Genomic DNA, 13216 nt, shown 5'->3' with positions numbered 1-13216 from the left:
AATGTTGTTTTGAAAAATTGAAGGAGAACACAAAATGTCAGGGACTACCGGCGAGCGTCCATTTTCCGATATTGTCACCAGCATTCGCTACTGGGTGATCCACAGCATCACCATTCCGATGTTGTTCATTGCTGGTTGGTTGTTTGTCAGCACGGGCTTAGCCTACGATGCTTTCGGCACTCCCCGCCCCGATGAATATTTCACCCAGACCCGTCAAGAGTTGCCCATTCTCCAGGAACGCTACGACATTAATCAGGAAATTCAAGAGTTTAATCAATAAAACATTTAATTGTTCTTTTTTTAGTTGGTAATTAACAATGGCAACCCAAAATCCTAATCAACCGGTTACTTATCCCATTTTTACGGTGCGCTGGCTGGCGGTTCACACCCTGGCGGTGCCCTCTGTCTTCTTTGTCGGGGCGATCGCCGCGATGCAATTTATTCAACGCTAGGAGTTTTCCATGGACAGAAATTCAAACCCAAACCGCCAACCGGTGGAATTGAATCGTACTTCTTTATACCTGGGTCTATTGTTGGTGGCTGTGTTGGGGATTTTATTCTCCAGCTATTTCTTTAACTAAACTTTTTTAATACGCAATTTAGGAGGCATGGTATGTTCGCAGAAGGCAGAATCCCGTTGTGGGTGGTGGGTGTAGTGGCTGGTATTGGAGCCATTGGTGTCCTAGGTTTATTTTTCTACGGAGCCTATGCTGGTTTAGGTTCTTCCATGTAATCGAGGGCTAGCCGCCACACAATATCATGGTTTTTAAGGTGGGCTTGGCCCACTTTTTTTATGGCAATTTTTCCTCCCAAAATAGATAACAATGGCAATGCAACCCCAAACTTTGGTGATTAAAATTGGTACTTCCAGCCTAGCTCGCCCGGAAACGGGCCAGTTGGCCCTGTCCACCATTGCCGCTTTGGTGGAAACTTTATGCAAGTTAATCAACCAAGGTCATCGGGTGGTGCTAGTCTCCTCCGGGGCAGTGGGGGTGGGATGTAGTCGTTTGGGTTTGACGGAAAGACCGAAAAAAATGGCCTTCAAACAGGCGATCGCCGCAGTAGGCCAAGGCAGATTAATGCGGACCTATGACGATCTTTTTAGTAGTCTTCAGCAACCCATTGCCCAAATTTTGCTCACCAGGCGGGAATTAATTGAGCGCACCGCCTACGTCAACGCCTACAACACGTTCCAAGCTCTGTTTGAGTTGGGGGTAATCGCCATTGTCAATGAAAACGACACAGTGGCGATCGATGAGCTGAAATTTGGTGATAATGATACCCTATCGGCTTTAGTAGCCAGCTTGGTGGAGGCGGATTGGTTATTTTTGCTCACCGACGTTGACCGCCTTTATTCTAGTGATCCCCGCTTAGATCCCCAAGCCTATCCCATTCCCCTGGTGAAAGCGACGGAATTGGCCCAACTGCAAGTCCGCACCGATAGCACTGGCTCTGCCTGGGGGACCGGCGGCATGGCCACCAAAATCACCGCCGCCCGCATTGCCACCGGGTCCGGGGTCCGTACCGTCATTACCCATGGCCAAAAACCTGAGCAAATTCTAGCCATCCTCCAAGGAGCTGATTTGGGTACCCAGTTTGAAGCCCAGCCCCGCTCCGACAATGCCCGCAAACGTTGGATCGCCTATGGTTTAGTGCCCACCGGGAAAATTTTTATTGATGCCGGGGCAGTACAGGCCCTCAAAGCAAGGGGCAAGTCCCTATTGGCGATCGGGGTCATTGCCATGGAAGGAGAATTTAGCGCCACCGATGCCGTGGTGATTTGTGATCCCCAGGGGCAGGAACTGGGAAGGGGCTTAGTTAATTACAACTGCAACGAGCTAGAGAAAATCAAAGGACTCCACTCCGAGGCGATCGCCGCAGTGTTGGGTTACATAGGTCCAGAAACAGTGATCCATCGAGATAATTTGGTACTACAAGAAAATTAGAAGAGTATGAAGACAGACAAATGGTTTTACGAATTATTTTTATCTGAACCCGGCATGTTGGCGGAGTTAATTCCCGGTATTGAAGCAAGCTGGCAGTTTGCCTACAGTGCACCGGTGATTAAAGAAAGGGAATTCCGTCTCGATGGATTGTTCAAACCCTTGTCCAATAATCCCCTGATACCATTGGTGTTTGCAGAAGCCCAAATGCAGACAGATTTCACCTTTTACGGGCGATATTTTGCTGAAATATTCCTTTACTTGGAGCAATATCAGGTAAAAAATACCTGGCGAGGACTGTTAATTTTACAAAATCGAGAGCAGAAACTTGGTCCAGATTTGCCTTATGAAGATTTGTTAGAACAGCGCATAACCAAGCTATATCTCAGCGATCTGCAGAATCAACAAGGGTTGCAATCTAATTTCGCCCTGCTACAACTGCTAGTGTTGGACCAAGAAGCAAGCGCAAACGTTGGTAAAAGAATTTTGCACGAAGCGGAGACAGAAGCTGAATTTCAACGCCGACTAACTTTGATCGAGGCTATACTGGCCAATAAATTTCCAAATTTGACCAAGGAAGCCATCATGCAAATATTAGACTTGAAGAAAACGGATATTACCCAGTCTCGCTTTTATCAAGAAATTATCCAAGAAGGACTCCAAGAAGGTCATGAGAAGGGTCGCCAAGAGGGTCGCCAGGAGGGTCACCAAGAGGGTCGTCAAAATGAAGCCTTGATCCTAGTGTTGCGCCTATTAAACCGTCGTCTGGGTAGATTGACAGTAGTTCAGGTGGAGCGAATTCAGAAACTATCGATCGCCGAGTTGGAAGATTTGGGGGAAGCATTGTTGGATTTTACGGAGACGACCGACCTAGAAGTGTATTTAGAAAAGTTGGGATAATGCTCAAAAATTGGTGGCGATCAGCTATAGTAATGAGTTATTGAAATCCTGATGTAGTCTGGCATTGTGCCCATTGGACTGTGGAAGATAAAGTTTTGTAAATCAAGAAAAAGTATCTGGTTTTAACCCTTCCTAAGCAATTAGACTTAAGGAAGAACATGGTTCAGGTATGGAATTTTTTGGTCTAAAAACTGAAGTTTCTAGGAGTGCGATTTAAAAAGCCGTTATCCGACCCAGCTACCCTGGCAAATATTGCGAATTACTCCCTAACGAGTCTCAAAAAGAACCGTATTTCGCAACTGACAAGCTTTAGGGGATTGCTTTGACCAGATTTAAAACAGTTTTTACTACCTCGAAAAAACCAGTTTCTGCCACTCGAAAATTCTGCCTTAAATTTGGGCGTTAAAACTATGTCCGCTTTTTTGCTCGGTTCTGAACCAGAGGGATTTTTACAGAAAGTGGCCGGAGTAATTCCGGGCTGGTTGTATGGTTTTGTGCAACGTAGCGATGATTCCATTGCCTTCACCTATATCAGCTCCCAAATTGAGGTTGTGCACGAAGTCTCTGCCACTGCCGTGTTGGCCGATGCCGAGATACTCCTGCGGCAGATCCATCCTGACGACTGGCTCCACTATCGCCAAACCCTGGCCTACAGCCGAGCTACCCTAGAACCATTATTTTTAGAATGGCGCATCATTACCCCTTCAGGGAAGCTTAAATATTTACGGACTAACTCTCAACCAGAAAGGTTGCCCAATCAAGATACCTTTTGGTACGGCATGGTCTTGGACATTACAGCAGAAAAGCAGAGCCAAGAAGAATTAATCCAATTAAATAATGATCTCCAAGAAAGCGAACAAAGATTTCGTCTAGCCTTTGAAAATGCTAACGTTGGTGTGTGTTTGGTAAATCTTGAAGGCAACTTAATCAAGGTAAACCAAAAAATGGCGGATATATTTGGCTACACTCCAGAGCAAATGCAATCCATGAATGTCAATGATTTGACAGTTCCGGAAGACAAAAGTTTGAGTACAAAGGTAATGAATGAAGCCATTCACCAACATGTGAATTTTGCTACTTTTAAAAAACGCTATATTCATAGTCAGGGACATATCATTTATGGGGAAGTTTGCACTTCTTTGGTGCGGGATATAAATTGCCAGCCATTATATTTTATTTCCTATGTTCAGGATATTAGTCAACGCATTGAAGATGAGAAAAAAATAACTCAATCTAGGGACGAAATCCAAAAAATTAATCAGCAATTGGAAGAGAGGGTCAAACTTAGAACGATAGAAGTTTATGAACAACAACAACTCCTACAACTTTATTTTGACCAGTCTATTATTGGCATGGCCATAGTATCCGTTGATAAATTTTGCTGTAATGTGAATCAAAAATTTTCGGAAATAGTGGGCTATTCCCCTGAAGAGTTGCGGATCAAAACCTGGGCAGAAATTACTCATCCCGATGACATAGAGTTGGACCTAGGTAATTATCAACGTGTATTAGACGGAGAAATAGATGGTTACCAAATTGATAAGCGCTACATCCATAAAAATGGCCATGCTGTTTACGCTAATCTCGGGGTCCAGGCTCACCGTCGTCCCGATGGTAGTTTGAACTTTTGCGTGGTGATGATCCAAGACATTGGCGATCGTAAGGCTATGGAAAACAGCATCTCTTTGGCTTTGCAGCGGGAAAAGGAGCTAAATGAACTGCGTTCTCAATTCATTACTTCCATCTCTCATCAGTTTCGCACCCCTTTAACAACCATTGCCTGTGCTGCTTCGATTATGGAAAAGTTCCAGGGGAAAATTACCAGGGAAAAACAAGGTCAATATCTACATTCAATTCTCAAAAGCGTTAAATACATTGATGAGTTAATCAATGACATCACCACAATTAACCTTAATACCGAAGAAGTAGAGCCTATGGTGATCGATGGAGACTTAATTGATTTTTGTCACGAGTTAATTGATAAGATTGAATATCTCTATGCACCATACAAAATCAATTTTCATCCTGACTTAGCCATAGATCTAAACACAGAATGCGAGCAAGTAATAGTGAGATTTGATCCTGTATTACTGGCGCCAATTTTGAATCATTTACTGACTAACGGGATTAAGTATTCCCCCACCAATTACACCATTGATTTTCATCTGCGAGAATCTCCCCAGGAAATAATTTTTGATGTTTTAGATTATGGCATCGGCATCCCGAAAACAGATTTGGAAAAAATTTTCGAGCCATTTCAGCGGGGTTCCAACGTGGGGCATATTGCCGGCATTGGCATTGGTTTGACGATCGCCAGAAAATTGGTAACCTTCTATGGGGGTAAAATCGAGATCCAAAGTGAGCTAGGGGAGGGCACCAGGGTGTCTTTATCCATTCCTAAATGGCCCTTTACCAATATCCCATGGGACTCTCCAGCCTGACGGTTGTAGAAAAACTATTAATCTTTTCGGAAATAATGCTGATCATTGCCATACTTTGCCTGGGGTTGTTAGTGTCCCAGGGGGTAGCCAGTTTAATTTTGCTCAGTCGTTTGGCCAAAGGAGCACGGCGGCGATCGCCATTGACACCAGTATTTCTACCCGAAGACCGGGTCCGCAATGTCTCGGTAGTGGTGCCCACCTTGAATGAGGCAGCCCGGGTAACTCCGTGTTTAGTGGGTTTGGCACAACAGGGGCCGCCGTTAAGGGAAATTTTGGTGGTGGATAGTCGTTCCACCGATGGCACCCAAGCGGTGGTGCAAGCTAGGCAAAAAGATAATCCCCGTTTGCAACTGCTCACCGATGATCCTTTGCCGGATAACTGGGTAGGGCGACCCTGGGCCTTGAATTATGGTTTTAGGCAGAGTGATGCCGCTAGCGAGTGGATTTTGGGCATTGATGCCGATACCCAACCCCAACCGGGGCTAGTAGCCAGCGTGGTGCAAGCGGCGCAAGAAGAAGGATATGACATACTTTCCCTATCGCCCCAATTTATTTTGCAATCCCCTGGGGAATGGTGGCTGCAACCGGCTTTGCTGATGACTTTGCTCTATCGCTTTGAGTCCGCTGGGGTGAGGCAACAGGCGCCGGAAACGGTGATGGCCAATGGTCAATGTTTTCTCTGTCGGCGATCGGTGCTGGAGGCCTTGCAGGGTTATGAACTGGCGGCTCGCTCCTTTTGTGATGATGTGACCTTAGCTAGGGCGGCGGCCCAACGGGGTTATCGGGTGGGCTTTTTAGATGGCGCCAATTTAATCCGGGTGAGAATGTACGAAGGGATTGGTGAAACCTGGCGAGAATGGGGGCGATCGTTGGATCTCAAAGATGCCACGGTGCCGGCCCGGTTATGGGCAGAGGTGATTTTTCTGCTATTGGTGCAGGGTTTGCCCATTTTGCTTTTTTCCCTGTTGTTGATGCTCTGGGGAGAAGACTTTGATTTTTTAACCCTCCGCTTGGCGATCGCCGTCAATGGCTTTTTACTCCTAATCCGTTGGGCTATGCTATGGGCAATTTATCCTTCCTATTACCGACCGTCGGGACAGGGGGCCTGGAGTTATTGGCTTTCTCCCCTGGCGGATCCGTTGGCAGTGGCCCGAATTATCATTTCCGCTTCCCAAACCCCCAAACAATGGCGGGGAAGGGTTTACCCCGGTGCGTCCTAGAATGGCTCAACTTCATCGGGAAAAATTGGCATTGCCGCAAACTTTGCCAACCCATGTAAACGTTTTGCCCCAATTAAAAATCATCTTCTGATTCCCCGTTGTACTGGCCAAATTAATTAATTGCTAATTTTATGGATGCCACTGCCCCCATTCTCCAAGCCCTAGAAAAATTAATTGCCGTAGTGGCCCAATTGCGATCGCCAGAGGGGGGATGCCCCTGGGATTTGGCCCAAACCCAACAAAGTTTAATTCCCTACGTGGTGGAAGAAGCCTATGAAGTAGTTCACGCTCTACAAGGCCAAGACCAAACGGCGATCGCCGAAGAATTGGGGGATTTACTGCTCCAGGTGGTGCTCCAAGCCCAAGTTGCGCAAGATTTAGGCCACTTCAATTTGCAACAGGTGGCAGAAGGCATTACCGCAAAGCTCATCCGTCGCCATCCCCATGTCTTTGCCGAGGTAACAGTTAGTAATGCCGAGGAAGTGAAAGCCAATTGGCAAGCAATTAAAGCAGAGGAAAAGGGTTTAAGCCCCGACCAAGCAGAACTTTTAAGCTCCAAACTGGAACGCTATAACAGTACATTTCCCCCTATGATGGCCAGTAGTAAAATTTCCCAGAAAGCGGCGGCGGCGGGCTTTGAATGGCCAGATATTGAAGGCGTCTGGGCTAAATTTAACGAAGAATTAACCGAGTTTAAACAGGCTTTGGCCACGACAGACAAAGAACATCAACAGGCAGAATTGGGAGATTTACTGTTCACCCTCATTAACCTGGCCCGCTGGTACAAGTTGGACGCTTCCCTCGCCCTCCACGGCACTAATCAAAGATTTATTCAACGGCTGCAATTAATGGAAAAATTTGCCGATCGCCCCTTGGATAAATACAATCTGGAAGCATTGGAAACCCTATGGCAGAGGGCAAAAAAACAACTCAATCAATAAATTCACCCATTGATCTGAGTTAAATTTTTCTAGTTCATTTCCAAGCAGATCGTTGTCGTTAATTTCTTCCAGTTCCAAAATTGCCCCGTTATCATCCCCTATCCCTGGCGATCGCCTGGTACGGTGAAAGTTCAGTGGCGAGCAATGGAGGAAAATTTGGGCATGAACATCACCAAAACAGACCTAGCCTGGGCGATAGAGCAAGGATACTTATCCGCCGAGCAAGCCGAACAATTATGGCAAGCCTGGACAGAACATAAAGGCCTCCTTGCCATGGAAGAAGAAAGGGAAAACAGTGATTCCCCACCGTTGCGATTCGACTTTGCCAACGTCGCTTTTTACTTTGGCGCCTTGATTGTAATTGTGGCCATGGTTTTCCTCGGTACCATTGTTTGGGATGCCCTGGGGGGATTTGGTCTATTCACCGTGGCGGTGGTGTATGCAGTGGGTTTAACCCTAGTGGGTCAATGGCTTTATTTCCAGCAAAAATTACCCGTTCCCGGCGGTTTACTAATTACCATTGCTGTGTGGATGACCCCCTTGGCCATTTATGGACTGCAACGGGGTTTTGGGTTAATTTCCCTTGATGATCCATCTGTGTACCGCAATTTACCCACCTGGTTAGTCAGCGGCCGTTTTCCCCTGGCCATGGGCACCATTATTGCCAGTTTATTAGCTTTACGCTTTATCCACTTTCCCTTCCTCACCTTTCCCCTCGCCTTTTGCCTCTGGTTCCTCTCCATTGATATTCCCCCCCTCATCTACGGAGAGACAGTCAGTTTCACCACCGCAGCCCACTTGACCCTAGGCTTTGGTATTGTTTGTTTGGCGATCGCCTATGGGGTGGATTTACGTTGGCGACGCAGCCGGGGGGATTACAGCTTTTGGCTCTACCTTTTCGGACTGATTAGTTTTTGGTTTAGTCTCTTGGCCACCGGGCAGGATACGGAATGGTACCGACTACTTTTTTGTCTAATCAATTTAGGTCTGATGGCTTTATCAATTCTCCTTAAACGACGACTATTTATGGTGTTTGGCGTCATTGGAGTGTTCGGCTACATCAGTTATCTCGCCTTCCAAGTCTTTGCCGATTCCCTCCTCTTCCCCTTTGCTCTTTCTGCCCTGGGCCTAGCCATCATTGCCGTTGGCGTACTGTACCAAAAACATTACCGTGTGGTGGAAGCCTATTTTGACAATCTACTCCCTCCTCAGTGGCGCAATTTTTTGCCCAGGGAACGGTAAGAGTATGACATTGACACCGATTCCGTGCCTATTCTTTGCCTAACTCAGTAACGGGCACCGTCAGTTTTAGACTAGTTTTGATAACTTCTTTCAATAGTGCTCGTACTAACTGCACCGTGGTGATCATGAACGAGGATTCGGTTGCCGGCAACAGGATGTCCCCTTGGGGAATAAGGTGAAACCAATCATTAAAGTCCCGTTTTCTCGTCTCTTATTTCTAATGCCCCACGGGTTCCCCTTTACCCTTTGGAACGTCGCAGCTCAGGCCAGAGCGATAGGACTAGGGCAAAAATTGTTGCGGGCATGACCCCAAAAAGCAAAATCCTATTGAATAGGTCAATATTTGTATTTTGGGTGGCGCCCAACACAATGTAGGCGGTATAGGCAATGTAATAGGCTAAAAATAGGCACCCTTCCCACCGAGAAATTAAGCGACCACTAATGAATACAGGCAAACACACCAGCGCCACTGCACACATAACCGGCAAGTCGAATCGGATCGCTTCCGTCGATACCCGTATCCCTTCCGGTGATATGAGAGCGGAAAAACCCAACACCGCCAAAATATTAAAAATATTACTGCCAATCACATTACCTACTGCGATATCTCGCTCGCCGCGATAACTAGCCACCACCGATGTGGCTAACTCCGGCAAAGAAGTTCCAGCAGAAACCAGGGTTAAGCCAATAACTAACTCACTAATGCCAAAGGTTTTGGCGATCGCCACGGAACTGGACACTAATAATCGAGACCCGAATACCAATAGGCAGATTCCTCCTAGGATATAAGCCACCTGGAGGGCGATTTGTTTACCTGTTTTGGGCACCGTCCCCCCAAATTCTTGGAGATATTCTTCTTCAACGGCGGGATTATGTTCCTTTTTGCTCTGGCGAATTAGAAATCCGGTGTACAAAATGGACCCTGTGGCAAAAATGGCCCCATCTACCCGGCTAATCAGCCCATCCAACCCGAACATCATGGCCAAGCCTGACACCCCAATCAAAATGGGTACATCCAAGCGAATCAATTGCTGATCCACGACCAGAGGAGTCACGATGGAACAGATACCCAGAATAAGCAAAACATTAAAAATGTTACTGCCTACCACGTTTCCCAGGGCAATGTCCGCCTGACCAGCAAGGGCCGATTGGAGACTCACCACCATTTCCGGCATACTGGTGCCATAGGCCACAATGGTCAACCCTATAATCAGGGGAGAAAGCCCCACCATTAGGGCGATGCGGGACGCCCCTTTTACTAAAACTTCCGCACCGACAACAAGAACGGTTAATCCGATCGCCAGACTAACCCAAGTTATCCAATTCATGCTGTTGCAGCTCCCGAGGGGTAAAAAAGACGGAAAAAAGGGTTTTGCCTAAAGGAAATGCACCGAGTGCGAAGGATCGGGTAGGAAAAACTTGGAATAGGTTCCCCCAAAGGGGTACAAACCATTATTCCCGAAGAAGGGCCCAATGGTTAAGGAGAATTTAGGCGGTGGCCCGGTTTTCTTTCGCAATGGCGATCTCCCTGAGGATGCTGGTAAGGTCAACGTGTTTGGAAAGTTTTATTCCGCTCCCTAAATCGACCCACTAAAGCTCTGGCAATACTGGGGGACTTTCATTCAGTTTCCCCCCAAATGGGCGGGGAAGGGGGCCTTTAAAACAGATTCTAACAACGGTTGAGCATAAACATGGCAAAGAAAAAATTTATCCTCCCCAGCCGAGCCAGGAAAATCCTTGGTAGAAAATAAAGCTAAACAGCCAAGCTGTTATCAGGGGAACTACCACGGCAATAATGGTATAGACAAGGGATTTACTTTCCCCCCAAATAGCGCCAAGGGTAGTAAGGCAAGGAATATAGATCAGACTAAATAGACAATAACTAAATCCCTGGACAAAGGTCACCGTACTATGGATCTGATCAGAGACAGCGTCGGAATTATTGAGGCCGTAAATAACAGTTAGGGCTGCCACTTGAATTTCTTTGGCCACAAAACCAAAAATCAGGGAAACCGTTAAAAAGGGATTAATGCCCAAGGGATTCATTAACGGCTGGAAAAGACTGCCGATGCGGCCAGCAAAAGTGTCCAAACCCGTACTGCCTTCAGGAAAGCTGGTTAAAAACCAAATCAGGCTACTACCGATAATCATAAATATCGATAAACGGGCAACAAATTCTCGCATCTCTCCCCAGACTCGCAAAAATACTTGCTTGAAGGTGGGCAAGCGGTAGGGGGGTAATTCTAATACGAAGGGGTCCCGGGCTTGGAAGTAATGAAAACGACTTAATACGGCGGCGACAGTAAAGGCAGCCACAAAGCTCATCAAATAGAGTAAAAATAGGGCGATCGCCCCTTGGGTACCGGGCATAACGGCGGCCAAGATAAAAACAAATACTTGCAGGCGGGCAGAGCAGAGAGAAAAGGGAATGACCAACATGGCCAGGAGTCGCATTCCCCGGCTACGCATCACCCTAGTACCCATAATGGCAGGGACGTTACAGCCAAACCCCATCATTTGCAAAACAAAGCTCCGACCATCTAGCCCCAATCGCCCCATGAGGGCGTCCATTAGGTAGGCAGCCCGGGAGAGGTAGCCACTGCCCTCTAAAATTCCCATGACCATGAAAAATATGGCCACCAAGGGTACAAAGGAGAGTAGGGCGGCAAACCCGGTCCAAATACCGTCCAAGAGCAGTTCTTGCAGGATAGTGGGTAGAGGGGAAAATAACGGCTCTAAGACATTGCTTTGCAACCAACCAGTGACTACATCCACAGGATCGGCACTGGGCAAACCCACACTCCAAATCACCCAAAACACGCCAAACATGGAGGCGAAGAAGAGGGGCAGACCAAACAAGGGATGGAGCATCACCCCGTCAATGGCATTGGTGAGGGTACGGGCAGTGGGAGACGGCATCTGCACCACACCAGCCAGGGCCGTTTCCATATCAGCGATCGCCACGGGATGGTGGGAAAGAACATTAACCAGATCGGGAATTTGGTAGGCTTCCGGTTGCTGCGCCACAGCACGACCAATGGCATCCATGGCCCGGGGACAGCCGGTGCCGTATTTCGCACTGATGGGATAGAGGGGCAGACCAAGCCTTTCCTGGAGGGCGGCCACATCAATTTGCACCCCATAGCGCTTAGCTTCGTCAGCTAGGTTTAAGAGGGCGATCGCCGGAATGCCCAGGGTTTGTACCTGAAGAAGAAGACGGATTTGCCGGTCAATTTGGGCTGCATTCACCACCACCACCACCAAGTTGACAGCATAGTCGGTAAGGAAGCGTTGTACCACTCGTTCATCTTCGGAAAAGCCATTGAGGTCATAGATGCCCGGTAGATCGACAAACTCGATGGATTCCCCCTGTAACGGCACCACCGCCCGGAATAGGTCCACCGTCAATCCTGGCCAGTTGGCGATCGCCGCATTGGCCTTGGTAATCCGGTTGAAGAAAGTAGATTTGCCCGTATTGGGCTGACCAATAAAAGCAATCCTTTTTTTCACATCGGGACGACTGGACTGGACTGACCCCCGCTGGCAATGACTCACCATAATCGCCCTACTCTCCTAAGGTAATCTGCACCAATTGGGCTTCACTGCGGCGCATGGCCACTTCGGTGGTACTGCCAATGCGGAGGTGGAGCGGTCCCCCCAAACCAGCCTTGCGGAGTAATTGAATCGGTTTATCAGGAATAATTCCCATTGCTTCTAGACGATTAACCAAGCCCTGACCGTGATTTCCCAGTAAAATTTGCTCCACAAAAGCCACCTGGCCCACCGACAAATCCAATAAAGTCATGGTTTTCCGAAAGCTGCAAATAATTCTCAATTATTAAATTAGCACTGTTTGTTAAGAATAGATCTCAAAAATAATTGTGAGTATAATCACTTACCATTGATTAAACTCGATGCAAACGATCAAAAAAATTAGACCCAGGGTAGATGCTTGGGATGGCATTGCTGTGAACGAGAAAAAATATCCCCAACTATTTGGGAATCGAGCCTTGGGTTTTAGTGGGTTAAGGGAAATCCCCGATGGGAGCTAGGATTCAAGTAAAACAGTGCGACCATTTTGATTAGTGCGGTAAACCCAATTTTTTTCTCCCGATTGCACCGTCACCTGCCAGCCTGGGGTCATCACTTGGGCGCACATTTGCCCTTCCTGGGCTAAACCAAGGCAACTGTCTGGCCAGGTTTTATTTTCCGAGGACTGGACTTGGAATGCACTGGTTGGTTCACCGGTACGTTGAGCGAGGTCAGCTATGATTTTGTCGGCGATCGCCTGGGGAAGCATGGGAGATGGGGAAGCTAAAGAACTAGGGGAAGGGGGTTGGTTGGCAATGGCGGAGGAGTTTTGCCCTGGGGGGGATAAACTCTGGTCGGCGTAGGCACAACCCTGGACTGGACCAATACTGAGCAAACTAAACAATAGTAATGTGCCCAAAAATTTGCCGCCATTGGCAGATTTTCCCGGTTTTCTCGGTTGGGAATAGGTTAGATGGGGGTCGGACATTATGGAGATG

General features: G+C 47.4%; 15 protein-coding genes. 11 read left to right on the top strand and 4 right to left on the bottom strand.

Annotation, left to right across the window (positions count from 1 at the left end; all coding sequences use genetic code 11):
• The first annotated feature begins 34 nt into the window (after window positions 1-34).
• The 10 genes from psbE to H6G45_RS12025 all read left to right on the top strand — a co-directional run bounded on the left by psbE (window position 35) and on the right by H6G45_RS12025 (window position 8687).
• On the top strand, window positions 35-280 hold the full coding sequence (gene psbE / locus H6G45_RS12070) for a cytochrome b559 subunit alpha (RefSeq protein WP_010871721.1): 246 nt from the start codon (window positions 35-37) through the stop codon (window positions 278-280).
• A gap of 37 nt (window positions 281-317) precedes the next feature.
• Window positions 318-452, top strand: a complete 135-nt coding sequence (psbF, locus tag H6G45_RS12065; protein WP_010871722.1) for a cytochrome b559 subunit beta — start codon at window positions 318-320, stop codon at window positions 450-452.
• 9 nt (window positions 453-461) lie between these two features.
• Complete coding sequence (locus H6G45_RS12060; protein WP_010871723.1) at window positions 462-581, top strand: photosystem II reaction center protein L; 120 nt, start codon at window positions 462-464, stop codon at window positions 579-581.
• A 32-nt stretch (window positions 582-613) separates the two neighbouring features.
• Complete coding sequence (locus H6G45_RS12055; RefSeq protein ID WP_010871724.1) at window positions 614-733, top strand: photosystem II reaction center protein J; 120 nt, start codon at window positions 614-616, stop codon at window positions 731-733.
• An 85-nt stretch (window positions 734-818) separates the two neighbouring features.
• Window positions 819-1946 (top strand): glutamate 5-kinase, encoded by a 1128-nt coding sequence (gene proB / locus H6G45_RS12050; RefSeq protein ID WP_190598772.1) that lies wholly within the window; start codon window positions 819-821, stop codon window positions 1944-1946.
• Window positions 1947-1952: 6 nt separating this feature from the next.
• Window positions 1953-2843 (top strand): DUF2887 domain-containing protein, encoded by an 891-nt coding sequence (locus H6G45_RS12045; RefSeq protein ID WP_190598670.1) that lies wholly within the window; start codon window positions 1953-1955, stop codon window positions 2841-2843.
• Between the two features lie 410 nt (window positions 2844-3253).
• Window positions 3254-5284 (top strand): PAS domain-containing sensor histidine kinase, encoded by a 2031-nt coding sequence (locus H6G45_RS12040; protein ID WP_190598669.1) that lies wholly within the window; start codon window positions 3254-3256, stop codon window positions 5282-5284.
• A 35-nt stretch (window positions 5285-5319) separates the two neighbouring features.
• Window positions 5320-6504 carry a 2'-O-glycosyltransferase CruG gene (gene cruG / locus H6G45_RS12035; protein ID WP_190598771.1) on the top strand — a complete coding sequence of 395 codons (1185 nt, stop codon included), beginning with the start codon at window positions 5320-5322 and terminating at the stop codon, window positions 6502-6504.
• Window positions 6505-6635: 131 nt separating this feature from the next.
• Window positions 6636-7445 carry a nucleoside triphosphate pyrophosphohydrolase gene (mazG, locus tag H6G45_RS12030; RefSeq protein WP_190598668.1) on the top strand — a complete coding sequence of 270 codons (810 nt, stop codon included), beginning with the start codon at window positions 6636-6638 and terminating at the stop codon, window positions 7443-7445.
• Between the two features lie 162 nt (window positions 7446-7607).
• Window positions 7608-8687, top strand: a complete 1080-nt coding sequence (locus H6G45_RS12025; protein ID WP_242018153.1) for a DUF2157 domain-containing protein — start codon at window positions 7608-7610, stop codon at window positions 8685-8687.
• A 239-nt stretch (window positions 8688-8926) separates the two neighbouring features.
• Here the strand turns inward: H6G45_RS12025 and H6G45_RS12020 are convergent, their stop codons facing one another.
• From H6G45_RS12020 to H6G45_RS12010, 3 genes are all read right to left on the bottom strand, one after another.
• Window positions 8927-10015, bottom strand: a complete 1089-nt coding sequence (locus tag H6G45_RS12020) for a calcium/sodium antiporter (RefSeq protein ID WP_190598667.1) — start codon at window positions 10013-10015, stop codon at window positions 8927-8929.
• Between the two features lie 379 nt (window positions 10016-10394).
• Window positions 10395-12245 (bottom strand): ferrous iron transport protein B, encoded by a 1851-nt coding sequence (gene feoB / locus H6G45_RS12015; protein ID WP_190598666.1) that lies wholly within the window; start codon window positions 12243-12245, stop codon window positions 10395-10397.
• A gap of 7 nt (window positions 12246-12252) precedes the next feature.
• Entirely contained in the window at window positions 12253-12492 is a 240-nt protein-coding gene (locus H6G45_RS12010; RefSeq protein ID WP_190598665.1) for a ferrous iron transport protein A, read from the bottom strand.
• A 109-nt stretch (window positions 12493-12601) separates the two neighbouring features.
• Between H6G45_RS12010 and H6G45_RS12005 the strand changes: the two genes are divergently transcribed.
• Window positions 12602-12739 (top strand): hypothetical protein, encoded by a 138-nt coding sequence (locus tag H6G45_RS12005; protein ID WP_190598664.1) that lies wholly within the window; start codon window positions 12602-12604, stop codon window positions 12737-12739.
• Here the strand turns inward: H6G45_RS12005 and H6G45_RS12000 are convergent.
• Window positions 12736-13206 carry a hypothetical protein gene (locus H6G45_RS12000; RefSeq protein ID WP_190598663.1) on the bottom strand — a complete coding sequence of 157 codons (471 nt, stop codon included), beginning with the start codon at window positions 13204-13206 and terminating at the stop codon, window positions 12736-12738. The two genes, H6G45_RS12005 and H6G45_RS12000, sit on opposite strands and share 4 nt — an antisense overlap.
• Window positions 13207-13216: the final 10 nt, after the last annotated feature.

The organism is Synechocystis sp. FACHB-383, assembly GCF_014698605.1.
Lineage (GTDB): Bacteria > Cyanobacteriota > Cyanobacteriia > Cyanobacteriales > Microcystaceae > Synechocystis > Synechocystis salina.
Note: the sequence above shows the minus strand (reverse complement) of the source record. Positions and strands in the feature narration are given on the sequence as shown.